The sequence below is a fragment of the Pseudomonas sp. E102 genome, assembly GCF_052660185.1.
On record NZ_CP084025.1, the window covers coordinates 1,432,331 to 1,456,008 of the forward strand.

At 60.7% G+C, this 23,678-nt stretch carries 16 protein-coding genes, 2 pseudogenes and 1 riboswitch; of the genes and pseudogenes, 7 read left to right on the forward strand and 11 right to left on the reverse strand.

Features of this window, described 5'->3' with window-relative positions:
- Nucleotides 1–51: 51 nt before the first annotated feature.
- The 3 genes from DOCECA_RS06670 to DOCECA_RS06680 all read right to left on the reverse strand — a co-directional run bounded on the left by DOCECA_RS06670 (nt 52) and on the right by DOCECA_RS06680 (nt 2,099).
- Complete coding sequence (locus DOCECA_RS06670) at nt 52–915, reverse strand: LysR family transcriptional regulator (protein ID WP_434650670.1); 864 nt, start codon at nt 913–915, stop codon at nt 52–54.
- Between the two features lie 103 nt (nt 916–1,018).
- Nucleotides 1,019–1,336, reverse strand: a complete 318-nt coding sequence (locus tag DOCECA_RS06675; RefSeq protein ID WP_016774477.1) for an SCP2 sterol-binding domain-containing protein — start codon at nt 1,334–1,336, stop codon at nt 1,019–1,021.
- Nucleotides 1,337–1,388: 52 nt separating this feature from the next.
- Entirely contained in the window at nt 1,389–2,099 is a 711-nt protein-coding gene (locus DOCECA_RS06680; RefSeq protein ID WP_434610830.1) for a histidine phosphatase family protein, read from the reverse strand.
- A 225-nt stretch (nt 2,100–2,324) separates the two neighbouring features.
- Here DOCECA_RS06680 and sohB point away from each other — a divergent pair, with 225 nt between their 5' ends.
- On the forward strand, nt 2,325–3,356 hold the full coding sequence (sohB, locus tag DOCECA_RS06685) for a protease SohB (RefSeq protein ID WP_420764501.1): 1,032 nt from the start codon (nt 2,325–2,327) through the stop codon (nt 3,354–3,356).
- A 214-nt stretch (nt 3,357–3,570) separates the two neighbouring features.
- On the opposite strand, the gene DOCECA_RS06690 is transcribed toward sohB, so the two are convergent.
- The 3 genes from DOCECA_RS06690 to DOCECA_RS06700 all read right to left on the reverse strand — a co-directional run bounded on the left by DOCECA_RS06690 (nt 3,571) and on the right by DOCECA_RS06700 (nt 6,469).
- Entirely contained in the window at nt 3,571–4,065 is a 495-nt protein-coding gene (locus tag DOCECA_RS06690) for a DUF934 domain-containing protein (protein WP_420764500.1), read from the reverse strand.
- Nucleotides 4,049–5,707, reverse strand: coding sequence for a nitrite/sulfite reductase (locus tag DOCECA_RS06695; RefSeq protein WP_445571634.1), 1,659 nt, complete (start codon nt 5,705–5,707; stop codon nt 4,049–4,051). Before DOCECA_RS06695 ends, DOCECA_RS06690 begins: the two co-directional genes overlap by 17 nt.
- 543 nt (nt 5,708–6,250) lie before the next feature.
- Nucleotides 6,251–6,469 carry a DUF2970 domain-containing protein gene (locus tag DOCECA_RS06700; RefSeq protein ID WP_024781254.1) on the reverse strand — a complete coding sequence of 73 codons (219 nt, stop codon included), beginning with the start codon at nt 6,467–6,469 and terminating at the stop codon, nt 6,251–6,253.
- Between the two features lie 156 nt (nt 6,470–6,625).
- On the opposite strand from DOCECA_RS06700, the gene DOCECA_RS06705 reads away from it, so the two are divergent.
- Both DOCECA_RS06705 and DOCECA_RS06710 read left to right on the forward strand, forming a co-directional pair.
- A complete protein-coding gene (locus DOCECA_RS06705; RefSeq protein ID WP_445571635.1) occupies nt 6,626–10,948 on the forward strand; it encodes a dermonecrotic toxin domain-containing protein in 4,323 nt (1,440 codons plus the stop codon).
- Nucleotides 10,879–13,566 (forward strand): NEL-type E3 ubiquitin ligase domain-containing protein, encoded by a 2,688-nt coding sequence (locus tag DOCECA_RS06710; protein ID WP_445571636.1) that lies wholly within the window; start codon nt 10,879–10,881, stop codon nt 13,564–13,566. Before DOCECA_RS06705 ends, DOCECA_RS06710 begins: the two co-directional genes overlap by 70 nt.
- A 71-nt stretch (nt 13,567–13,637) precedes the next feature.
- Here the strand turns inward: DOCECA_RS06710 and metH are convergent, their stop codons facing one another.
- Nucleotides 13,638–17,348, reverse strand: a complete 3,711-nt coding sequence (metH, locus tag DOCECA_RS06715) for a methionine synthase (RefSeq protein ID WP_434650679.1) — start codon at nt 17,346–17,348, stop codon at nt 13,638–13,640.
- Between the two features lie 331 nt (nt 17,349–17,679).
- Between metH and DOCECA_RS06720 the strand changes: the two are divergent.
- Both DOCECA_RS06720 and nfuA read left to right on the forward strand, forming a co-directional pair.
- Nucleotides 17,680–17,925 (forward strand): annotated as a pseudogene (locus tag DOCECA_RS06720) (fatty acid cis/trans isomerase); the annotation flags it as partial.
- A gap of 116 nt (nt 17,926–18,041) precedes the next feature.
- Nucleotides 18,042–18,626, forward strand: coding sequence for a Fe-S biogenesis protein NfuA (gene nfuA, locus DOCECA_RS06725; RefSeq protein WP_003182850.1), 585 nt, complete (start codon nt 18,042–18,044; stop codon nt 18,624–18,626).
- A gap of 272 nt (nt 18,627–18,898) precedes the next feature.
- Here nfuA and cobM read toward each other — a convergent pair whose 3' ends face one another.
- The 4 genes from cobM to DOCECA_RS06745 all read right to left on the reverse strand — a co-directional run bounded on the left by cobM (nt 18,899) and on the right by DOCECA_RS06745 (nt 21,012).
- On the reverse strand, nt 18,899–19,645 hold the full coding sequence (cobM, locus tag DOCECA_RS06730) for a precorrin-4 C(11)-methyltransferase (protein WP_445571637.1): 747 nt from the start codon (nt 19,643–19,645) through the stop codon (nt 18,899–18,901).
- Between the two features lie 70 nt (nt 19,646–19,715).
- Nucleotides 19,716–20,120 carry a cobalamin biosynthesis protein gene (locus tag DOCECA_RS06735; RefSeq protein ID WP_445571638.1) on the reverse strand — a complete coding sequence of 135 codons (405 nt, stop codon included), beginning with the start codon at nt 20,118–20,120 and terminating at the stop codon, nt 19,716–19,718.
- The gene (locus DOCECA_RS06740; RefSeq protein WP_434650683.1) at nt 20,117–20,812 is read right to left on the reverse strand and encodes a CbtA family protein; all 696 of its coding nucleotides are present in this window, start codon (nt 20,810–20,812) and stop codon (nt 20,117–20,119) included. Before DOCECA_RS06740 ends, DOCECA_RS06735 begins: the two co-directional genes overlap by 4 nt.
- Nucleotides 20,813–20,823: 11 nt before the next feature.
- Nucleotides 20,824–21,012 (reverse strand): CbtB domain-containing protein, encoded by a 189-nt coding sequence (locus DOCECA_RS06745; protein WP_420764493.1) that lies wholly within the window; start codon nt 21,010–21,012, stop codon nt 20,824–20,826.
- 96 nt (nt 21,013–21,108) lie between these two features.
- A riboswitch (cobalamin riboswitch) is annotated at nt 21,109–21,329 on the reverse strand.
- A 107-nt stretch (nt 21,330–21,436) separates the two neighbouring features.
- Between DOCECA_RS06745 and DOCECA_RS06750 the strand changes: the two are divergent.
- Both DOCECA_RS06750 and DOCECA_RS06755 read left to right on the forward strand, forming a co-directional pair.
- Nucleotides 21,437–22,649 (forward strand): annotated as a pseudogene (locus DOCECA_RS06750) (pyridoxal phosphate-dependent aminotransferase).
- A 120-nt stretch (nt 22,650–22,769) separates the two neighbouring features.
- Nucleotides 22,770–23,582 (forward strand): hypothetical protein, encoded by an 813-nt coding sequence (locus tag DOCECA_RS06755; protein ID WP_434610847.1) that lies wholly within the window; start codon nt 22,770–22,772, stop codon nt 23,580–23,582.
- The last annotated feature ends 96 nt before the right edge of the window (nt 23,583–23,678 follow it).

Sequence of the window (23,678 nt, forward strand, 5' to 3'; positions counted from 1 at the left end):
GTGGCGAGGGAGCTTGCTCCCGCTGGGCCGCGAAGCGGCCCACCCAATCCATTATCCCAGCGGATCCCAGCGCTGAGACCAGTCGCTGCCAGTCTTGACGATGTCCCGCAGCACGTCGAACGCCTGCTGCAACGCGGCCGAATCCCGGTCCCTTGAATACACCAGGTAGGTCGGGTAATTGAATTCCGGCGCCTTGGGCACTCGCTCCAGAATGCCGCTGTCCAGGTAGCTCTGCACGACCCGAGTGCGGAAATAACCGCTGCCGCCGTTTTCCAGGATGTACTGCAACGCCAGGGGCCCGAGATTGAAGGTCACCGCGGCCTTGGCCTTGTCCGGCAGCGCCGTGTCGTGCTGGCGACGGAAATCGGCACTCCAGTCGATGTACACGTAAGGTTCGGGACGAGCGGCCAGGCGCACCAGGATCAGTTTTTCTTCCAGCAACTGCTCAACCTGGAGCCGCGGCCAGTACTCGGGCTGATACACCACCGCCGCGTCCAGCAGGCCCAGCTCCAGTTGCTGCAGCAGGTTTTCGCCGTCGCGGATGTCCATGCGCAGGGCATGGCCGGAAATCTTCTGTCGCAGCTCCCCGGCCCAGGCAAGCATCAAGGGGTTGCACAGGCTGACTTCGCCGCCCAGGTGCAAGACGTTGCGATAGCCCTCTGGCAGCGGCAGGTCACGGCGGGCGGCCTCCCACGTCTGCACGAGCTGGTTGGCATAGACCACGAAGGCTTCGCCATCACTGGTCAGTCGCGCGCCGGCCCGATTGCGCACGAACAACCCGCAGCCAAGTTGGCTTTCAAGCTTCTGGACCCGGGCGGTGATCGCCGTCTGGGTGACGTGCAGTTTCTCTGCCGCGGCGGCGAGGCTGCCGTGGCGGACGATTTCCAGGAAAGTGCGAGCGAGGTCGATGTCCATGTTCAGGCCGAGGCGGGGTGAACGGGCATTGTAAGGTTTGCGGCGAGAAACAAAAAATCCCGCCACAAGGGCGGGATTTGGGTACAGCCAGGGCGACCTGATCTCAGGACGGGAACAGCTCGGACAGTTTCATCGACAGCATCATGTCGCCTTCAACGCGCAGCTTGCCGCCCATGAATGCTTGCATGCCGTCGGTTTCGCCGCTGACGATGTCCTTGAGGGTCTGACTGTCCAGGACCAGCGTGCAGTTGGCGTCTGGATTCTCGCCTTCCTGGATGTCGCAGGTGCCGTCCTTCACGATCAGGGCGTACTGCTTGTCTTCGTCGGTGATGTTGAAACCGAATACCAGGTCCAGGCCGGCAGCGGCGGCTGGGTTGAACTTGGCTTGCATGGCTTTTACGGCGTCGGCTACGGAGGTCATGGTTTCGATCCTTATTCGGGGTAATACAGCAGGGGTCTACAGCAAACCGGACTCAGCGGAAGGTGATGAGGTCCGGGATCTTCAGCAGTTGCAGGTGCGCATGACTGTTGAAGGAAGCCAGGGCCACCTCGCGGCCCCTGAATTTCAGTTGGTTGAGCGAGGTGTTGACGATCTGCCAGTTCAACTCGAAGGCCTGCCTGGCGGGCATCTGGGTAATCAGGTGGAGCAGGGCGGTGATGGTCCCGCCGGAGGTGAACACGGCGATCTTGTGCGTCTTGTCGGCGTTGTCGAGGATGCGGTGCAGGCCAGCCTGGACCCGTTCGACGAAACCCAGCCAGCTCTCCAGTCCCGGCGGGTCGTAGCGGCCGCTGAGCCAGCGCTCGACGATCAAGGCGAAGATGCGCTGGAACTCGGCGCGGTTCTGCGCGGCGTTGCGCAAAATGTCGAGGGCCTCGGGCTCCTGGGAGAGCATGTCCGGGAGCAGGGCGCGAATGACCGCGTCGGCATCGAATTCGTTGAAGGCGGCGTCGATTTCCAGTTCCGGAACCGGCAGGCCGGCTGCGCTCATCTGGCCCAGCGCGCCAGTGGCGGTGTCCTGTTGGCGACGCAGGTCGCCCGAGAGGCAGCGATCGAACACGACACCGAGCTGCGCCAGGTGGCTGCCCAGCACTTGTGCCTGGCGTATGCCGTTGGGCGAGAGGACATCGTAGTCGTCCGCACCAAAGGAGGCCTGGCCATGTCGAATCAGATAAATGCTGCCCACGTCCGCGTCATCCCGGTACGTTGAAGGTTTGGCGAGGTTATGAGGATGGCGATGGCGTGTCAATGAAAAAACATACGCTTGTTTGAAATGGCCGTTACAGCGTTATCCAGGCTCGTCCGAGCTAACGTAACCAGATTTCATGGCTGGTAGCAGGGCAAGCGCATGGGTATGCTGGCAGCGTTACGCGCCTGCGTTCAAATGGCGCATTGCATTTAAGGAGTCGCTGTGGAGTTTTTCGTCGAATACGCCGGTTTCCTGGCCAAGACGGTCACACTGGTCATCGCCATCCTGGTGGTCATGGCCAGTTTCGCTGCGCTGCGCAGCAAGGGGCGGCGCAAGTCGGTGGGGCAGCTGCAGGTCAGCAAGCTCAACGATTTCTACAAAGGGTTGCGCGAGCGCCTGGAGCAGACGCTGCTGGACAAGGAGCAGCTCAAGGCCCTGCGCAAGAGCGAAGGCAAGGCTGAAAAGGCCGAAAAAAAGCAGAAGGACAAACCGGCTGCCAAGCCTCGGGTCTTCGTGCTGGATTTCGACGGTGACATCAAGGCCTCCGCCACCGAAAGCCTGCGCCATGAAATCACCGCCCTCCTGACCCTGGCGACGCCCAAGGACGAGGTCGTGCTGCGCCTGGAAAGCGGCGGCGGCATGGTCCACAGCTACGGCCTGGCCTCGTCGCAGCTGGCGCGGATCCGCCAGGCGGGCGTACCGTTGACGGTGTGCATCGACAAGGTGGCGGCCAGCGGCGGTTACATGATGGCGTGCATCGGCGAGAAGATCATCAGCGCCCCGTTTGCGATTCTCGGTTCCATCGGCGTCGTGGCGCAGTTGCCCAACGTCAATCGCCTGCTGAAGAAACACGACATCGATTTCGAGGTGCTGACCGCCGGCGAATACAAGCGAACGTTGACGGTGTTTGGCGAGAACACGGAAAAGGGCCGGGAAAAATTCCAGGAAGACCTGGACATTACCCATGCGCTGTTCAAGAACTTTGTCGCCACGTACCGCCCGCAGCTGGCGATCGATGACGTTGCCACAGGTGAAGTGTGGTTGGGTGTCGCGGCGCTGGAAAAGCGCTTGGTGGACGAGCTGAAAACCAGCGACGAGTACCTGGCCGAAAGGGCCAAGGGTGCCGAGCTGTACCACCTGCACTATGCCGAACGCAAAAGCCTGCAGGAACGCATCGGCATGGCGGCAAGCGGTTCGGTGGATCGTGTGCTGCTCAGTTGGTGGAGCCGCCTGACCCAGCAGCGGTTTTGGTAATTCGAGGCGGGTGGCCACCACTAAACCCTGTGGGAGCGAGCTTGCTCGCGATGGCGGCGGTACATTCAACATCACCTGCCCAGGCAAACCGCTAGCAAGCTCGCTCCCACATGGGGCCAAGGCGGGCTGAAGATTAGGTTCTGCTCTCAATATCCATCAACAAAAAAAGCCCTGAACCGGTCACCCCGTCCAGGGCTTTTTTGTGTATCAGGTATCAGCGACGACGAAACAGCGGCAGCGGTTCGTCACTGGCCGCCTGATAAGTCACCGAGAAGTCCTTGAGGCTTTCGAGGGCTTCGTACGGATCTTTATCGGCGCGAAGGGCAAAGGCGTCGAAACCGCAGCGGCGCATGTAGAACAACTGGTCGCGCAACACGTCGCCAATGGCCCGCAGTTCACCCTTGAAGCCGTAGCGTTCACGCAACAGACGGGCGTTGGAGTAGCTGCGCCCGTCGGTGAAGGCCGGGAAGTTCAGGGCGATGACCTGGAGCTGATTGGCGTCATCTCCGATTTCCTCGGCTTCCTCGTCGGCGTCCAGCCACACACCCAGGCCGCCATCGCGGGCCTTGAGGGCGTGGGCGTGATCGCGCCACAGGGCCAGGGGCACGATCAGGTCGTCGCAATTGGAAATGCCATCGAGGGTCGCGTCCTTGGGCAGCAGGTGCCAGGTCTCGTCGATGACTTCGTTGTTCTTAATGATTCGCTGCATAGACGCGTTCCTTGAAGAGGTCGATGCCGATACGTTGATAAGTGTCGATGAAACGCTCGTCTTCGGTACGTTGTTCAATGTACACGTCGATCAGTTTCTCGATCACATCCGGCATGTCGTCCTGGGCAAACGATGGCCCGAGGATCTTGCCCAGGCTGGCATCGCGGCTGCCGCTGCCACCGAGGGAGACCTGGTAGAACTCTTCGCCTTTCTTGTCCACGCCCAGGATGCCGATGTGGCCAACGTGGTGGTGACCACAGGCGTTCATGCAACCGGAAATGTTCAGGTCCAGCTCACCGATATCGAACAGGTAGTCCAGGTCGTCGAAGCGGCGCTGGATCGATTCGGCGATCGGGATCGACTTGGCGTTTGCCAGGGAGCAGAAATCACCGCCCGGGCAGCAGATCATGTCGGTCAGCAGGCCGATGTTCGGGGTGGCGAAACCTTGTTCGCGCAGCTCGCCCCATAGGGTGAACAACTGGCTCTGTTCAACATCGGCCAGGATGATGTTCTGCTCGTGGGAGGTGCGCAGTTGGCCGAAACTGTAGCGATCGGCCAGGTCGGCGACGGCGTCCAGTTGCTTGTCGGTGATATCGCCTGGCGCCACGCCGGTCGGTTTCAGCGACAGGGTCACCGCGACATAGCCGGGCTTCTTGTGAGCCAGCGTGTTACGGGTACGCCAGCGGGCGAAACCTGGATGCTCCTTGTCGAGGGCGGCGAGTTCCGTATCCTGGTTGCCCAGGGCCTTGTAGTCCGGGTCGACGAAGTGCTTGGCCACACGGTGGACTTCGGCTTCGGTCAGGGTGGTCTGGCCGCCGCGCAGGTGGACCATTTCGGCCTCGACCTTTTCGGCGAACACTTCAGGCGTCAGGGCCTTGACCAGGATCTTGATCCGCGCCTTGTACTTGTTGTCGCGACGGCCGTAGCGGTTGTATACCCGCAGGATGGCGTCGAGGTAGCTCAGCAGGTCCTGCCATGGCAGGAACTCGTTGATGAACGCACCGACCACCGGCGTACGGCCCAGGCCACCACCCACCAGTACACGGAAGCCCAGCTCGCCGGCGGCGTTGTAGACCGTTTCCAGGCCGATGTCATGGACTTCGATGGCCGCGCGGTCCGAGCTCGAGCCGTTGATGGCGATCTTGAACTTGCGCGGCAGGTAGGCGAATTCCGGGTGGAACGTGGTCCATTGACGGACGATTTCGCACCATGGACGTGGGTCGATCAGCTCATCGGCCGCGACGCCGGCAAACTGGTCGGTGGTGACGTTGCGCAGGCAGTTGCCGCTCGTCTGGATCGCGTGCATCTGCACGGTGGCCAGTTCGGCGAGGATCTCAGGCACGTCTTCCAGCGCCGGCCAGTTGTACTGGACGTTCTGCCGGGTACTGATGTGGGCGTAGCCCTTGTCGTAGTCGCGGGCAATCTGCGCCAACTTGCGCACCTGGCGCGAGGTCAGTTGGCCATAAGGCACGGCCACGCGCAGCATCGGGGCGAAGCGCTGGATATACAGGCCATTCTGCAAGCGCAGAGGGCGGAATTCTTCTTCGCTCAGCTCGCCTGCCAGATAGCGTCGGGTCTGATCACGGAACTGCTTGACGCGGTCCTCAATGATCCGCTGATCGTACTCGTCATATACGTACATATAAGTCTCGGTCTCAGGCTTGGGCCGATCAGAAACAGCTGCGTCTTGGCTCGCTGGAATCGGGTTCTGCCTCGGCAATTCTGCGCGCACGGCCGCGCACTCCTAGAGGAGCCGGTGCAAGATACCTGTTTTGAGTTATGCGCAAAAGTGATGTTTGAGTATATGTAAAGAACGAAATCGACTAATGAGATAAGTTATCGGCTAATCCACATTTGTCGTGCGGGCAATCATCGTCTTAACTGTGGTCGAGTCCCTATGCAATCACCTACAAAACCGACAAGAGGCGATGCAATGAGCAATTCGACCAAAGCAAGGAAAAGCGACAGTACCGTTGATGCCTGGGCCATTCTGTTCCTGATTATCCTGGTGGTGGGCACGGCGGTGTTCTGGGTCAGTCATCAATAATTTTCAACTCAACGCGCAACGCAATGTGGGAGCGAGCCTGCTCGCGATAGCGGTGTGTCAGTCGCTTCATGCTTGACTGAACAATCGCTATCGCGAGCAGGCTCGCTCCCACAGGGTCATGTATGGTGTTGAAGGGAGCTACAACCCCGCCAGATGCACCACCAGCTTGACGATGCCAAACAACGTCAAGGCGAAGATCACCGTGAAAGCGATCCCCAGTATCACGAAGTGGCTTGGTTTGCCGTGGGTGAAATCCCGGGCGCGATTCTTGCCGCTCTGCACACCAAAAGCCGCGGCGAGCACGCTGTGCATCATCTGCAACAGGGTGGGCGGCTTGTTGTCGACTGGATCGTCCATAAATCCCTCGCTGAAAATCGGTTCCCACCCAGCATAGTCAAACTGTGCGCTCTTGGATTGCCATTCAATCCGCCGTTTTCCGTCGGCCTATAACTATGTACCGCAGATGCGGTTGGCCGAGCTGGTCTGCTGTCGCCTCATTCAAAGGAGCGACGCATGCCAGTGAATTCCACGCACCACCCCCAAAAAACCATCCAGCCTAAACCACGGGCTACGGAGAGCCTGCACGCGGATTTCCTGGAAACCGCCATGCCTGCATGGCTGATCGAGGCTTCGCCACAACGCCGGCAGGCCCTCAAGAAAGCCGCAACGCAAACGCCGGCCTGGTACGCAAACGCTTCGCCAGAGCAGCGCAAGGCTTTGCATGCCTGTTTCAAGGCAAGCGTTGCAGCACAGATCCAACTGGATAAAACCATGTCCTCGTACCAGGACATCGACACGTTTGCCAGGCCGCTGCTGGTGCAGGCATTAAAGGATCAGTTCGAGATAGAGGTGGATGTCGACAAAACCTGGTTATGCATCAGGCGAGCGATGCACATGGGCGTCTCCAAGGTAGAACTGTCCACGTTCGATCTGCTGGTGTTGCCCCTGCTTCAGCTTGCGCTGCACAACTTCGAAAGCTGGGAGTGTGACACCGGCGCCTATCACGAAAGCTCGGGGTTCTTCGTGGAAACAGCAACACCCGGTACTCACGCGCCCGTGGCGTTGAAACTGTCGGTCGGCCAGTTCCTAAGCCTGTGCCGTACCCTGGATATTGGCGCCCAATATCAGGTCTACCTCAAGTCCTTTTTCTATCCGGCTGACGGGGCGACCGAAGACACGCTTCGCCAGCATTTCATTGCCAGTCAGAAAACCGCGATGCGGGCCGCAGCCGAGCAAGCGCTGTTGACCAGGGACATCGAGCCCGGGGATCACGCGATGATCCTCTCGGTCATCGAGGGTGAAAACAACCCGTGGTTGGGCAAAAAACCGGTCTGGTTCGAGGACATGACGCTGATGAGGCAGAGGCTGGTGGGCTGTGTCGCGTTCTCGATCTGCGAAATGCATCGCTATAGCGACGAAGTCATTCTCTATGTTCCCAACGACCCTCACCATCCGTTAAAGCGTTACCGCGGCGACGAGTTGAAGACACGTTTCAAGCAGTTGCTCACCACGCCCGAAACCGGGCATCCGCCAGGCACCGGTCCCACGCCTTATCAGCGCTTTTTCAGTCAGTTCGTACCGTACGAAAAGCGACCCTATTTCTTCAGCCAGTTCGTCAGAGAGGCGGCCGACTCTCCGATCGATTCATTACGGACCCTCGACCAAGCCGTCCACGAGTCGCCGTGGGCGATCCTCCTGGGCTCCGGCAAGGTTTTCCTGAGCCTGACGCGCATCGACGAATTCCCCCCCAGGCGTTCAGGAACGGAGCGCGAACCTGATCCCTATCTGGCGCCTTCCACGGTGGGCCAGAAAGGCCGCGTGTTGTGGGCCGATAACCTGGATCCCTGGGAATACCTGTTCAACCAGCATCGCGAAAAGGTTCTGGCCGATGCCCGCAGTCACGCGGTTCCCACAAACGATGTAGACGCCAAGGCCAGGGAAGCAAAGCTGGCCCATCTGCTGGAGCTGGGACTGTTTGCCGTGAACATCGTGTCCATGTTCGTTCCGGTGCTGGGCGAGGTGATGATGGTCGTCATGGCCGAACAGCTGTTGTACGAAACCCTTGAAGGCGCCGTGGAATGGGGCGAGGGCGATAAACGTGCCGCGAAGGCCCACTTGATCGATGTCGCGCAAAACCTGGCGATGCTTGGTGTGATGGCCGGCGCGGGCGCGGGAATGCGCAAGCTGGCCGCTATCAAGGCTGAACCGGTGATCGAGCGCCTTGAACCGGTGACGTTGCCCAATGGCGAAACGCGTCTGTGGAAGCCGGACTTGGGCAGCTACGAAAGCGACGTGACGCTGGACGATTCGCACGTTCCGAACACGTTGGGCCAATACGAAATCGACGCGAAAACCTACATTCGTAACGGCGACAAGGTCTATGAGCAATTTTTCGATGCGTCGATTCGCAAATGGCGGATCAAGCATCCAACGGACGATGCAGCGTATCAACCTATCCTCATGCATAACGGCACCGGCGCCTGGCGCCATTCGCTGGAGCGACCGATGACGTGGGACCGCCTGACGCTGCTCAGGCGCATGGGCCATCAAACCGCTGCGTTTACCGATGAGGAGCTGCTCAGGCTCGCGGACGTCAGCGGCGTCAGCGACGACAGGCTACGCAAGATGCACATGGACCTGACGCCGCCGCCTCCTGAACTGAAGGACGCAATGCGCCTGTACAAGGCGGATGCCGAGGCCGGCCGGATGGGGCTGTTACAAGAGGCTGCTACATCGGGGCTGTCCACCGGGGCGCTGGGGGATTATGCCCAAATGAGTCGACCGCAGATTTTCGAGCACCGCTACAAGGGCCCGGACCCCGTGGACGGTCGAGTCAGGATTCTGCAGCGTGAGTGTCCCGGCCTTAGCGAGGCCGCCGCTCAGGAGGTGATCGCCCATGGCAGCAGTGCTGATCTTGCCCGTATCGATGCAACGCGACGTACGCCGTTGAGCATGCTTGAAGAGGCGCGCTGGTATGCACGGCAGGGGCGTCAGGTTCGAGCGTATGCGGGGTTGCGCAGCGAGAATATCGCTTCGGCCGACAGCCAGCGTCTGGCATTGCGGGCCCTGGAAAAACTACCGGGATGGCCGGGTGTGCTGCGCCTGGAAGTGCGCGAGGGAGGCGTCGGCGGGGCATTGCTCGACAGCATCGGCGCCGAGACTGCGCCGCAGAAAAAATACTTGATCAAAAACGGACCCCGTTATCGGGCTTTCGATGAGCAGCAGGGGCGGGTTCCTGATCCGGACGGCAACTTCTACAGCTCGATTATGCGTGCGTTGCCAGAGGAGCTGCTTTGCGCCATGGGGCTGTCGGGTGCCGATCAAGGCACCCTGCTGCAACGCAAGCTCATCGAATACGCTGATCGGCATCCCAAGGAAATGACATCGCAGCTTGAACCCCACGCCAGACGCTTCAAACCGCCGGTGCGAGTGAGCGCGACACTCAAGGGCTATTACGCGAGCGGGCGCGGCGCGGGGCTCAATCCCTCCATTGAAGCGCGGGTACAGGCGCTTTATCCGGACGCGCAGCAAGCGGCGGCGTTTTTGAGGCAGCAACGGGGCAACACGGACCAGCAGATATATTCGGTACTGCAAACGCGCCAGCGGGAATGGCAGGCGCTCAGTGACACCCTCGATCAATGGCACGGCGCTGCGGCGCACAGCACGGACGGTTTCCACAGAAATCAATTTGCGCAGGCGCTCAGGGATGCCTGGCGTGACCTTCCGGTGGCGCAAGAATCGGGCGGGGCCATGCCGCTGTCGCTTTTCTCTGAGGCGCCGCTGCCCGAGATTGCCGCTGATTTTCCACACGTGCGGGATCTGACAATCGTTGGCAACGGCCTTACAGATGCCAATGCGGATGGGTTCCTGGCACGTTTCCCTGGGGTCACGAGATTGTCGATCGGCAGCCGAGGGCGCGAATTTCTCGGTTCTATCTTTGAGCCCGCGCAGCACTTGACTACCTTGCCGCAAGCAGTGGGCCAAATGCGAGGGCTCACCTATCTGCGGTTCTCCTCCGCCGCCCAATCGCTGGCCGCGGATTTCCCGACAAGGCTCAGCGCGCTGACTTCTCTGGAGGAGCTGCACATCCACTACTCGGGTTTCGATTCTGCCAGCCTGCATGAGCTTGACCTGACACCGTTGCACCTGTTGCGGACATTGAGCATCGACGCGCCTCAGGCTTTGTCACGATGGCCCGCGTACGTTCAGGATCTTCCATTCCTCCGGCGCCTGGACCTGGGGCGCACATCGATACACACAGTGCCTGAGGCGATATTCCAAGGCCACGAAATGCTGTGGTCAGGGTTGTCGCTCAACTGGTCAGACCTGACCCCCGAAGCGTTCGGGCGTGCCTATGGATATGTCAGCCGGTACACAGGTGAATGGGGGCATCTGGTGGATCTGGACCAAATGGTGGACGGATACTGTCGCGGGCAGTTGCGGCGACTGGTTGGGGAGGCCGAGTTCTTGGGCGTCTGCCCGAACCGCTCGACAGTGCTTTCCATAATCACCAGGAGCGCTTTGATGCGATGGAAGCGATCAGGGCGCAGCACGACGCAATCTTCGCCCAATTTTACGAGCCCGGCGAACCGGGTCAGTTGCCATACGCCACGCTTTCGCGACGCTGGTGGGACGGCGCAGGACCTGTGTTTCGAGCCTTGCGAGACAGCTGGCGTGGCGCTGTTCGCCAGCGTCTTGGCTTGCCGACGGCTGAGGTCTCCACTTTTGAGGTGTCCCCGTCGGGATCGAGCCTTGCCAACGGCGTCATGGAAAGTCTCCCAGTATTGCCGGCCGGCAGTTTTGCCCATGTACGCACCTTGCGCCTGGGATCGTTGAATGTCCCTGCCGCCCAGGCACGCGGCTTTTTCCAGGCACTCAGCGGCACACGGGCCCTGGACATCAGCGGCAACGGCTTCACTGCATTGCCCTTCATTGCCGAAGACCTGCCGGCCTTGACGCAACTCGATATGCGCGACAACAGCCTGATCGTCACGCCCGATGTCCAGGCACAGTTCAATGGTCTGCAAACATTGGAGCAACTGAACCTGGAGAACAACCCGCTCGACAACCTCGATGTCAGCGCCTTGGGCCAGCTCAGGACATTGAACCTCAGGGCGACCCGGTTACAGGCTTGGCCAACCGGTGCCGAGAGCCTGCCGCACCTGACATGGCTCGACTTGCGGGACAGCCTGCTGCGCTCGCTCCCTCCATCAGCTCTTGCCAACGACGAGGTGCTGCTCAGCGTCAATCTGACCGGGAACCCCTTGAGCCCCGAGGGCGAGGCCGCCCTGGTGGCGGCACAGCAGCGGGTCGAGAATGCGAGAGGGCTTCCCCATGGGGCATTGGCTCGATTTGCCGGCGAAACCGTACCGTCTCAATTCCCGCCGCCGGAAACGGGCTGGTCCACAGCCCAACGCCTGTTATCGCTTCCCGAGCAATCGGCAGTGCCCGAGGGAGACGCCGGGCGTCAGCTTCGCCTGCAGCGTCTTGATCCGCTACTGACCCAGGAACAGGCCGCCTCCAGGCTTGAGCGATGGCGTAACGAGGGCATGACCGGCCTGCAGATGGACGCCCGGATCACCCAATGGCATCAGGCGACGATCTCGCTGATTCGTCGCCTCAATGGCTGGCTCTTTGTGAGGGAAGTCAACACAGCCAGGGGTATCATGCCTGCGCGAAGCCGTGCGCTCGCGGCAGCGCGCATCCGTGGCGTGTGGCAAGAGGGGCTGATGCGCGTCGAGGGGCGAGGGCTGGGGCTCAGTTTGCGGGACCTGCAAGTGGGCGACTTGCCTGAGCTGGTTGAGCAGTTCCCTGGCGTAAGGACGCTGGATCTTTCCGGGGTCTTGTTGACCGAGCAAGGTTCGAACGCCTTTCTCGGCGCCTTCCCCCGTTTGAACCGCTTGGACCTGGGCAGCAATGATTTGCGCGCGGTACCTGATGCGGTCCTGCAGATGGATCGGTTGGAGCACTTGGGGTTGGGTTATAACAACCTGCCGTCCGCGTCGGCTTATCCGCTGTTGACCAATGGCCGCCTGCGTTCGCTTAACCTTTCCACCAACGGGCTGACCACATTCGATCCTCCGGATTTCGGCCAGATCGAATCGCTGGAACTCAGCTACAACGAGATACAAGTCTGGCCTGGCCGTCTATTGGATGCGCAGGCTTTGCATATATTGAACGTGAGCGGTAACGAGTTCTCGGATCTACCGGCGGGGTTGCTCGATGGCAGTCACGACACGCTGGTGGGCGGGATGGACCTGAGCGAAAACGAATACCTGTCGCTCCCCGCGTTCTATGCAATCAGGGATTATTTTGAGCGGGCCGGCGACGACGAGGTCCTGGGGTTTTCCGAAGACGAAATCGATAGCTGGATTGCGGCGTTGGAGGCGCCGCAGGATGACATGGCGAATTTTGATGACGACCCCGATGGCGGCGCAGGCGCAGGAGCGGGTGCCCATCACGATCCCCACGCCGGTGTGGCCCCGGTCGAACCTCTCCTTGACCCGTCGCACGATACGTCGACCGATGCGCTTGAACCCTGGCTGGCCGATTCAAGCGATGAACAGGCGATGGCCCGTCGAACGATCTGGGCGCAGTTGGCCCAAGAGAACGATCACGAGCGGTTTTTCCAGTTGCTTGATCGGCTGCGCACCACCATCGATTTCAGGCGCGGCCGAACAGGACTGACGCAGCGGGTATGGAACGTCCTGGAAGCCGCCAGTGAAAATAGGGAGTTGCGTCAGTTGCTCTTTCAGAACGCCGAAACCCACGGTACCTGCATCGACGTGCGAATCTTGACGTTCAGCGAGCTGGAAGTCCGCGTGTTTGTCCATCAAGCCTTGCGCAACCTTTCACCGGACCGTCTGACGCCCAGGGGTCAGGCCCTGTTGCGCTTGTCGCGGCAGTTGTTTCGGCTGGACCGGCTCGATACGTTGGCCGAAGCGAACGGGCAAGGCATGGATCGGGCAGAGGTGCGCCTGCGCTATCGCATTGGCCTGACGAGAGGATGGGGGGATGGAATCGATTTGCCGGGGCAGCCTGCACATATGGCTTATGGCGTCGCGATCACTGATGCTCAGCTGGAGCAGGCGCGCGCCTCGATCCTTGAGGCAGAACGGACCGATGAGCTGCTCATAGACATGGTGTCGCGGGAATACTGGACGACATACCTACAGGCGCGGTATCCGGAACAGATGAGCGATATCGACGAGGCTGTTGCCAATGGGCGCGATGAGCTTTTCAACGAGCTGGAAGATCGCAGAAACAATGGCGACGTCGACGGGCAGCAGTACGATCAGGAAGTCATCGCCCTGGGCAGAAAATTCGATGCCATGCGAAAGCAGAAACTGGTCGAGCTGACGCGAACAACCGTGAACGACTTGCAGGGCACCGCCGCTGAAACGCAGCTATCCGACCGCCAGTCACCTCAACCCGGACCCTCTCGCCGCCACTGATTCGCGGCATTTGGCAATAAAAATGCCGACCGGACGAGGCTTGCGCCGTCGAACGGTCGGCATTCTTTCGCTTAGTTGTCGTAACCCAAGTTAGGCGCCAGCCAGCGTTCAGTCACGCTCAAGTCCTGCCCCTTGCGCGCGGTGTAGCTCTGGACCTGATCCTTGTCGATCTTGCCCACGGCGAAGTATTGCGCCTGGGGGTGGGCGAAGTACCAGCCGCTGACCGCCGCCGCCGGGAACATGGCGTAGTGTTCGGTGAGGAACACGCCGCTGCGTCCGGCTTTCAGTTCGCTGGCTTCTGGGTCGAGCAGGCGGAACAGAGTGGCCTTCTCGGTGTGATCCGGGCAGGCCGGGTAGCCGGGGGCAGGGCGGATGCCGGTGTATTGCTCCTTGATCAGCGCCTCGTTGTCCAGGCTTTCGTCCTTGGCGTAACCCCAGTGTTCCTTGCGCACCTGTTGGTGCAGCCACTCGGCGCAGGCTTCGGCCAAACGGTCGGCCAGGGCCTTGACCATGATCGAGTTGTAGTCGTCGCCGGCTTCCTGATACGCCTTGGCGACTTCTTCGGCGCCGATGCCGGCGGTGGTGATGAAGCCGCCGACGTAATCGGTGACGCCGCTGTCCTTCGGCGCGACGAAGTCGGCCAGGGAAAAGTTCGGCTTGCCGTCGGTCTTGATGATCTGCTGGCGCAGGTGATGCAGGCGCGCCAGTGGCTTGCCGTCGTCGCCATAGACTTCCAGGTCATCGTCATGCACCTGGTTGGCCGGCCAGAAGCCGAACACGGCGCGGGCGCTGATGAGTTTTTCGTCGATCAGCTTGCGCAGCATCGCCCGGGCATCGGCGTACAACGCCGTGGCCGCTTCGCCGACCACTTCGTCGGTGAGGATGCGTGGGTATTTGCCGGCCAGGTCCCAGGAAATGAAGAACGGCGTCCAGTCGATATATTCGGCCAGGACGTTCAAGTCGATGTCGTCCAGCACCCGTGCGCCAGTGAAGGTGGGCTTGACCGGCTGGTAACTGCTCCAGTCGAACTGCGGCTTCTTCGCCACGGCCGCCGGGTAGCTCAGGCGCTCAGTACGGGCGCTGCGATTGGAGGTACGCTCGCGCACGTTGATGTAGTCCTGGCGGGTTTTCTCGACGAACGCCGGCTTCAGCTCCTTGGACAGTAACTGGGTCGCCACGCCCACGGCGCGGGAGGCGTCGGTGACGTAGATCACCGCGTCGTTGCTGTACTTGGGCTCGATCTTCACCGCCGTGTGGGCCTTGGAGGTGGTGGCGCCGCCGATCATCAGCGGCAGGTGGAAATCCTGGCGCTGCATCTCGCGAGCCACGTGCACCATCTCGTCCAGGGACGGGGTGATCAGGCCGGACAGGCCGATGATGTCGCACTTCTCGTCCTTGGCCACCTGAAGGATCTTCTCCGCCGGCACCATCACCCCCAAGTCGACGATGTCGTAGCCGTTGCACCCGAGCACGACGCCGACGATGTTCTTGCCGATGTCATGCACGTCGCCCTTGACCGTCGCCATGAGGATCTTGCCCTTGGCTTCCGGCTTGTCGCCTTTTTCCGCCTCGATGAACGGGATCAGGTGCGCCACCGCCTGCTTCATCACGCGGGCGGATTTGACCACCTGGGGCAGGAACATCTTGCCGGCGCCAAACAGGTCGCCAACGATGTTCATGCCGGCCATCAGCGGGCCTTCGATCACTTCGATCGGCCGGGCGAACGACAGCCGCGACTCCTCGGTGTCTTCAACGATATGGGTGGTGATGCCTTTGACCAGCGCATGCTCCAGGCGCTTGTTCACTTCCCAGCCGCGCCATTCCTCGGTTTCCGCTTCCTTGACGCTGCCGTCGCCCTTGTACTTGTCGGCGATGGCGAGCAGGGCATCGGTGCCCTCGGGGGTGCGGTTGAGGATCACGTCTTCCACGGCGTCGCGCAGTTCCACCGGGATCTGGTCGTAGATCTCCAATTGGCCGGCGTTGACGATGCCCATGGTCAGGCCCGCACGGATCGCATGCAACAGGAACACCGAGTGGATCGCCTCGCGCACCGGGTTGTTGCCGCGGAACGAGAACGACACGTTGGACACGCCGCCGGAGGTCAGCGCGTAAGGCAGTTCGTCGCGGATGTAGGCACAGGCGTTGATGAAGTCCACGGCATAGTTGTTGTGCTCTTCGATGCCGGTGGCGACGGCGAAGATGTTCGGGTCGAAGATGATGTCTTCTGGGGGAAAGCCGACTTCATTGACCAGGATGTCGTAGGAGCGCTTGCAGATTTCCTTCTTGCGCGCCTCGGTGTCGGCCTGGCCGGCTTCGTCGAAGGCCATCACCACCACGGCGGCGCCGTAGCGCTTGCACAGCTTGGCGTGGTGGATGAACTGCTCGACGCCTTCCTTCATGCTGATGGAGTTGACGATGCCCTTGCCCTGGATGCACTTGAGGCCGGCCTCGATCACTTCCCACTTGGAGGAGTCGATCATGATCGGCACCCGGGAAATGTCCGGTTCGCCAGCGATCAGATTGAGGAAGGTCACCATGGCCTTCTTCGAATCGAGCATGCCCTCGTCCATGTTGATGTCGATCACCTGGGCGCCGGCCTCGACTTGTTGCAAGGCTACTTCCAACGCTTCGGTGTAGTTGTCCTCGCGGATCAGCCGGGCGAACTTGGCGGAACCGGTGATGTTGGTCCGCTCGCCGACGTTGACGAACAAGGAGCTGCGATCGATGGTGAACGGTTCCAGCCCCGACAGGCGGCACGCCCGGGGAATCTCCGGAATCTGCCGCGGCGCATAACCGGCCACGGCCTTGGCGATCGCTTCGATGTGCGCCGGAGTAGTGCCGCAGCAGCCGCCGACGATGTTAAGGAAGCCACTCTGGGCAAACTCTTCGATGACTTTGGCGGTGTCCACCGGCAGTTCATCGTATTCGCCGAATTCGTTGGGCAGGCCGGCGTTCGGGTGGGCCGATACGTGGGTGCTGGCCTTGTTCGACAGCTCTTCCAGGTAGGGACGCAATTCGCTGGCGCCGAGGGCGCAGTTCAGGCCGACCGAGATCGGCTTGGCGTGGGCTACCGAGTTCCAGAAGGCTTCGGTGGTCTGGCCGGAGAGGGTGCGGCCGGAGGCGTCGGTGATGGTGCCGGAGATCATGATCGGCAGTTCGACGCCCAGTTCTTCGTAGACACCTTGCACGGCAAAAATCGCGGCCTTGGCGTTTAGCGTGTCAAAAATGGTTTCGATCAGGATCAGGTCGGCGCCGCCTTCGATCAGGCCCTTGGTGGCTTCGGTGTAGTTCTCCACCAGTTCGTCGAAGGTCACGTTGCGGTAGCCGGGGTTGTTCACGTCCGGCGACAGCGAGCAGGTACGGCTGGTCGGGCCGAGCACGCCGGCGACGAAGCGCGGCTTGTCCGGGGTTTCCAGGGTCTTGGCGTCGGCGACCTGGCGGGCCAGGCGCGCGCCTTCCAGGTTCAATTCATAGGCCAGGCCCTGCATGCCATAGTCCGCCTGGGACACCTGGGTGGCGTTGAAGGTGTTGGTTTCGAGGATGTCGGCGCCGGCATCCAGGTAGGCTTTTTCAATCGAGCCGATCACGTCGGGGCGGGTCAGTACGAGCAAGTCGTTGTTGCCCTTGACGTCGCTTGGCCAGTCGGCGAAACGCTTGCCCCGGTAGTCCTGTTCTTCCAGTTTGTAGCTCTGGATCATCGTGCCCATGCCGCCATCGAGGATCAGGATGCGTTCCTTGAGGGCTTGCTGGAGAAGATGGAGGCGAGCGCTGCGATCGGACATAGGACTACCTGGAAAAAAAGACCATTACGAAAGCCGAAATCATAGCAAACCTGTGCGGTATTTGATCATGCCGGGCTTTTGCATGAATATCGCTCATGTTTGCAAGGTGATGCCGGCCCGGTAGAATCGCCGGAGAATTCTTAGGGATCGAGATATGCCGTACCGCTTGTTATCCGGCAGTCTGTTGCTGCTGTTGTCCTTTACCGCAGCCGCCGGAAGTCCCGCTCCCGCGATTTCCTATACCCACGACATCTAGCCGATCTTCACCGAAAAATGCGTGGCCTGCCACGCCTGCTATGACTCTGCCTGCCAGTTGAACCTGGGCAGTGATCCGGGCGTGCTCAGCAGCTATCCGAATTTCATCTTCAACATCCCCGCCGGGTAGGTGCCGGCATTTGTCGACGCCATGGAACGCGCGCCGGATGCGGCGGCGTTCGAGCGGGTTGTCGAGCGCTGGGGGATTCGTCGCAGCCATCCGCGGTTCTGGCAGTACTTCCACGACCTGAGCCGATACATTCAGGAAACCGACCCCACGGAAGCAGGGGTGCTGGACATGAATCGCTACCAGAAACTCTGATCGAGGCGCTTGGCGATGCGCCTTCACATCGTCGGGTTCTTTCCTGACAAAAATACTAGGACTTTGTCCGGCGCGATGATTGGCGTAAACTGCCGGCAAGCCTGCGAGGAGTTTCCATGACCGCCATTACCATTACCGATGCCGCCCACGATTACCTGGCCGACCTGCTGTCCAAGCAGAACACCCCGGGTATCGGGATCCGCATCTTCATCACCCAGCCCGGCACCCAGTACGCAGAGACGTGCATTGCCTACTGCAAGCCGGGAGAAGAAAAACCTGAAGACACCGCGCTGGGGCTCAAAAGCTTCACCGCGTACATCGATTCGTTCAGCGAAGCTTTCCTGGACGATGCGGTGGTCGACTACGCCACTGACCGAATGGGCGGCCAGCTGACCATCAAGGCACCGAACGCGAAGGTGCCGATGGTCAACGCCGACAGCCCGGTCAACGAGCGCATCAATTACTACCTGCAAACCGAAATCAACCCGGGGCTGGCCAGCCACGGCGGCCAGGTATCGTTGATCGACGTGGTGGAAGACGGCATCGCCGTACTCCAGTTCGGCGGCGGCTGCCAGGGCTGCGGCCAGGCCGACGTCACCTTGAAGGAAGGCATCGAGCGCACCTTGCTCGAGCGCATCCCGGAACTCAAGGGCGTACGCGACGTGACCGACCATACGCAGAAAGAAAACGCCTACTACTGATTGTGGCGAGGGGATTTATCCCCGTTGGGGCGCGTAGCGCCCCCTTATCAAGCCGCGAAATCTAGGGAGATAGGGCTGCTGCGCAGCCCAGCGGGGATAAATCCCCTCGCCACAAAAGCGCTTGCGACCAGCATGCCATCCTAGGACCGCCGCCGGTGCCAGTGGGAGCGAGCTTGCTCGCGATGAGGCCAGCAAATCCAACATCACAGTGGCTTACCCACCGCTTTCGCGAGCAGGCTCGCTCCCACAAGGGATCCGGGTGCGCCGACAAGTCAGGGCCGATAGAGATGCGCATGTCCAGCGCGGTACAGCGATGATTCGCTGAATACATCATTGCCCAACACCCGTCCCACCAGAATCAACGCCGTACGCCGATAGCCCTTGGCCCGTACCTTTTCGGCAATATCCTCCAGCGTCCCCACCACCCAATCCTGATCGGGCCACGTCGCCCGGTGAACTACCGCAATCGGACAATCGCCGCCGTAGTGGGGTAGCAGCTCATCGACGATTTTTTCCAGATGGTTGACGCCCAAGTGAATCGCCATGGTGGCGCCGTGTTGCGCCAGGCTGACCAACTCTTCTCCAGTGGGCATGGCGGTTTTGTCGGCATAGCGGGTCAGGATCACGCTTTGGGATATGTCCGGCAGTGTCAACTCGGCACCGAGCAGAGCGGCGCAGGCTGAAGTGGCGGTCACGCCCGGGATGATTTCGAAAGGAATGTCCAGCTCCCGCAGGTAGCGGATCTGCTCGCCGATCGCGCCGTAAAGGCTTGGGTCGCCGGAGTGCACTCGCGCTACATCCTGACCGTTGAGGTGTGCCGACTTTATCAGATCGATGATCTGTTCCAGGTGCAGCTCGGCGCTGTTGACCACTTGTTCGGCGCGGTGGCCTTCCAGCACAGCCGTTGGCACCAGGGAGCCGGCGTAGATGATCACGGCGCAGTTGCGAATCAGCCGCTGGCCCTTGACGGTGATCAGCTCCGGATCGCCAGGGCCGGCGCCGATGAAGTAAACGGTCATGACCGGTTCCTATGCAAAGATGAGGGCGTGCATGAGCAATGCTCATGATTCGGCGAGCGATTATCGAGTGTTACAAAGCCATCGCCAATGCCAATGTCGCCTGCGGGCCTTTCTGGCGGGTAACTCGCAATCTTGCGGGCGAAACACCCAGTTGATCGGCCAGGGCGAGGGCGGCGCTTTCGGCGACGCCATGGCAACCCATATGCTCGAAAGCGATGGCTGAGCGATGGCTGAGCTGTGCTTGATAACCCGCCAGTTGTTCAGCGCTGAAACACGTCAGCGGCAGCGATAATTGCGCTGCCAACTCCAGCAGCCCCGGCTCGTCACGCTTGCGGTCAATGCTCGCCAATGCCCTTATTTCGTCGAGCGCGATACCGTGGGCCAGCAGCGTCTGCTCAAGCAATGCCCGCAACGTGCTGGCCGGGCAACCGCGCTGGCAGCCGAGGCCGACCACCAGGATCGACCCGCCACTCATGCTTGGTCGTGAGCCTGTGCACCACGGCGGAACAGCCAGGCGCTGATCAGGCCCAAGGCCAGCCAAAACGCAACATTGGTCAATTGCGAAGCGAGCTTGAACTCACTTTCCAGCGCCTCGGGCGCGAGCATGGAATGCACGTCCGGCTGCGGGGCGCCAATGACGTGAGGAATCAGCAAGGTCGCAAGGCCCAACACTTTCAACAGCCAATGCCGACCGAACGCAATCAGGGCGATGCCCACCGCCGTGCACGCAGCGGTGCCGATCCACCACATCTGCCGTTGGGCCAGATCCGCCGCAGCAGTGCCCGGCAGTTCCGGGGGCAAGCCCAGCGTCGGCGCCAGGACGAAGGTGGCATGGCCGGCCAGGCCCCAGAGCAAACCCTGGGATGTGCGCGTCGGTTCACGCAAGGTGTACAGGCCCGCGAGCATCAGCGCAAAACCCACCGCGACCACCAGGTTGCCGCCGGTGGTGGAGAGCACGCGTTGCCAGCCGTCCTCGGGCTCCCAGGCTTGCGCGTCATGGCTGTGTGCAACCCCAGCGGCGTGTTCATGGACCTCGGCGGCCGGGGCCTTTTCGTAGGTCTCGGCTTGCTGGATCAGCGGCGATACCCAAAAACTTTGTAGAAGAGTCAGCAGCAGGGCGGCCAACAATCCACTGAAACCGGCGGTTTGCGCGATACGCTTGATCATGGTGTCGGCGCTCAATGGCACGGGAACGCGGCGCTGTGCCGTGTGTCGTGGGCTGCGTTGTGCACCGCTTCGATGTGGGAGAAACCGGCGAAATACACCAGGCCCGCGCCGAGAATCGAGGCAAGGACCGCGGCGCTCAAGCGCTGGCTCAGGGTGACGGTGCTACTGGTCGTGCGGGCGGTGCTGCTGATGGTCGACATGGCGCTTCCCTCTGGTGTCAGCGGGCGGACCAAGCGCAGTGAAAACCCAGGCGAAGACTCGCCGGGATTCGAACAGCGCCCGCCCACCGCGGGTTTGTTGAAAAGAAGTCATGGGCCGGTCTCCGGGCTCACGAGGGGCAGGGCCTGAGCCTTGCCTGAAAGCGTCCCCTTCCCATGCGCATGCACAGTGGTTTCGACGCTTCACTCGCTTACCGTTGCGGGGGCAGCACCGGACTGACGTGGCCTTGAAGTAAAGCACACGATTCACCGGTTTCCCGTTTCACCCTGTGAAGGGCACCCAAACTGGCGTACAGCAGACCATGGGCGAGGGCCGGGCGTCAATGCGCAAGGCCATCCAAACGGTGGCGCGCTTCGGGATTTGAGATAGGGTTGAGCTCAATACCGCAACTCACAAGGAAATGACATGCGCTTTTCAGCCCTGACCCAACGCATCACTGGCGACGGCGCTGCCGCCTGGGCCATTCATGACCGGGCGCTGGCGATGCGCGGGGAGGGCAGGGACGTGCTGTTGCTCTCGGTGGGCGATCCGGATTTCGACACCCCGCCCGCCATTGTCGAGGCCGCCGTCGCCAGCCTGCGTGCCGGCGATACCCACTATTCGGACACCAGCGGCTTGTACAGCCTGCGCGCCAGCATCGCCCGGCGGCACCAACAACGCTGCGGCCAACCAGTGGGCGCGGGCCACGTTACGGTGCTGCCCGGCGCGCAATGCGGCGTCTATGCCGTCGCGCAATGCCTGCTCGACCCTGGCGATGAAGTGATCGTCGCCCGAACCGATGTACGTCACCTACGAAGCGGCATTCGGTGCCTGCGCAGCGAAAGTGGTGCCGGTGGCGGTGACGCCGGAGAACGGCTTCCGAGTCCAGCCGGCCGACGTCGCCCGGCTGATCACCCCGCGCACCCGTGCGATGCTGATCAACAGCCCCAACAACCCCTCCGGCGCCAGCCTGCCGCTGTGCACCTGGCAAGCCCTGGCGCAACTGTGCATCGAACACGATCTGTGGCTGATCAGCGATGAGGTCTACAGCGACCTGCTCTACGAAGGCGAGCACATCAGCCCGGCCGGCCTGCCGGGCATGGCCGAGCGCACCGTCACCATCAACAGCCTGTCCAAATCCCATGCCATGACCGGTTGGCGCATCGGCTGGGCCATTGGCCCCGAACCTCTCGCTGAACACCTTTCCAATCTGTCGCTGTGCATGCTGTTTGGTTTGCCGGATTTCGTCCAGTGCGGTGCCCTGGTTGCCCTTGAACGGGATCTGCCGGAAGTGGCGCAGATGCGCGCGGAGTATCGCCAACGTCGGGACTTGGTATGCGCGGCGCTTGAGGGCTGTCCAGGGCTCAAACCTGTACGACCCGATGGCGGCATGTTCGTAATGGTCGATGTGCGTGAGACGGGGCTGGATGCCCAAACGTTTGCCGAGCGGCTGCTGGACGGGTATGGCGTGTCGGTGTTGGCGGGGGAGGCGTTTGGGCCGAGTGCGGCGGGGCATATTCGGATTGGGTTAGTGATAGGTCGGATGGAACTGGCGAAGGCGTGCCAGCGAATTGCCCACTGTGCTGTGGAACAACTTAGAGAAGCCCAAGGCGTACCCGCCGAGACGCCGGCCCAATGAACGGTAGGTTGACCTGTCAGATATGACAGTAGGCAAACATATATACCCGGCGCTTAATTGAATCGTGGACTTCGTTAGGCAATGTGCGCCCGCAGCGCACTTATCCGGAGCACGATACAAATGGCACAGCCGAACGGTCAAATCACAGCTGTACCTTTGCGCATAGATGGCGTGAGTGAACTGGACCCGGAAGGCCGTATTCCGTTAGAACAACTGACTAACGGAACGACCGGAAGAATAACGCGCTGGACCGATTTTCCGGGGCAGCCCGGAATATATACGGAGCTTACGGTTTATTGGAAGCAGCCAATAAATCCACCAACAGAAACGGTAATTTTTAACAACAGATACTATCAGGTAGATGATCGACCGGAGTTTACATTTCCAATAACGCCTCAAATGATGAGCGTCGACGGTACTGCCGAAATTCGCTATCTGTTAGAGCATAGTGTTAACGGAAATTTCGATCCTTCACCGATTCGCAAACTGACGATCGATCATACACCGGTGCTTGTACCAACCTTGGCGGAGCCGACCTTTCCGGACAGCAACTTATGGGGTTATCTCAATTGCACTTCGCCCGTGCCAATCTGGGAAAAGGTCAGGGTGGCGATAGCGCCTGAATCGATTTTCAATGGGCAGGACGAATGTGTTCTTGAGTGGCAGGGATTTAGCACTTTGAATGGCAGCCCTCCGGCACTGACGCCCATCTACGAGTTTCGCAAAACGATAAGTGACAGCGAAGCGGCCTATGGATTTGTCATGGAAATCCCTTTCGTACCCTATGTAAAGCCTATGGTGGATAGCGATTCCGGCATTGCTCAGTACACGATTTATCGAAATGGAATTCCTAAAGGTCGGTCGAAGAAAGGTTTGGTCAAGATCGATCGAGTCATTCCGGGCGAGACGGAGCCTTGTGGCGGATTTGTCTAAGATAGCAAAGGTGCATGAGGTATGAGGTAGACGGAACTTCGAGAGCGGTGCTTTCTTTTATAGTCTCGGCAGACGTTAAGGATTTGCGCTGCATTC

What these genes read in the sequence shown, in the direction of transcription:
- DOCECA_RS06745 (WP_420764493.1), bottom strand. Translation starts at nt 21,012, where the DNA reads ATGTCGACCATCAGCAGCACCGCCCGCACGACCAGTAGCACCGTCACC.
- cobM (WP_445571637.1), bottom strand. Translation starts at nt 19,645, where the DNA reads ATGACCGTTTACTTCATCGGCGCCGGCCCTGGCGATCCGGAGCTGATC.
- nfuA (WP_003182850.1), top strand. Translation starts at nt 18,042, where the DNA reads ATGACCGCCATTACCATTACCGATGCCGCCCACGATTACCTGGCCGAC.
- DOCECA_RS06740 (WP_434650683.1), bottom strand. Translation starts at nt 20,812, where the DNA reads ATGATCAAGCGTATCGCGCAAACCGCCGGTTTCAGTGGATTGTTGGCC.
- metH (WP_434650679.1), bottom strand. Translation starts at nt 17,348, where the DNA reads ATGTCCGATCGCAGCGCTCGCCTCCATCTTCTCCAGCAAGCCCTCAAG.
- DOCECA_RS06735 (WP_445571638.1), bottom strand. Translation starts at nt 20,120, where the DNA reads ATGAGTGGCGGGTCGATCCTGGTGGTCGGCCTCGGCTGCCAGCGCGGT.
- DOCECA_RS06695 (WP_445571634.1), bottom strand. Translation starts at nt 5,707, where the DNA reads ATGTACGTATATGACGAGTACGATCAGCGGATCATTGAGGACCGCGTC.
- DOCECA_RS06675 (WP_016774477.1), bottom strand. Translation starts at nt 1,336, where the DNA reads ATGACCTCCGTAGCCGACGCCGTAAAAGCCATGCAAGCCAAGTTCAAC.
- DOCECA_RS06705 (WP_445571635.1), top strand. Translation starts at nt 6,626, where the DNA reads ATGCCAGTGAATTCCACGCACCACCCCCAAAAAACCATCCAGCCTAAA.
- DOCECA_RS06670 (WP_434650670.1), bottom strand. Translation starts at nt 915, where the DNA reads ATGGACATCGACCTCGCTCGCACTTTCCTGGAAATCGTCCGCCACGGC.
- DOCECA_RS06755 (WP_434610847.1), top strand. Translation starts at nt 22,770, where the DNA reads ATGGCACAGCCGAACGGTCAAATCACAGCTGTACCTTTGCGCATAGAT.
- DOCECA_RS06710 (WP_445571636.1), top strand. Translation starts at nt 10,879, where the DNA reads ATGGAAAGTCTCCCAGTATTGCCGGCCGGCAGTTTTGCCCATGTACGC.
- DOCECA_RS06700 (WP_024781254.1), bottom strand. Translation starts at nt 6,469, where the DNA reads ATGGACGATCCAGTCGACAACAAGCCGCCCACCCTGTTGCAGATGATG.
- DOCECA_RS06690 (WP_420764500.1), bottom strand. Translation starts at nt 4,065, where the DNA reads ATGCAGCGAATCATTAAGAACAACGAAGTCATCGACGAGACCTGGCAC.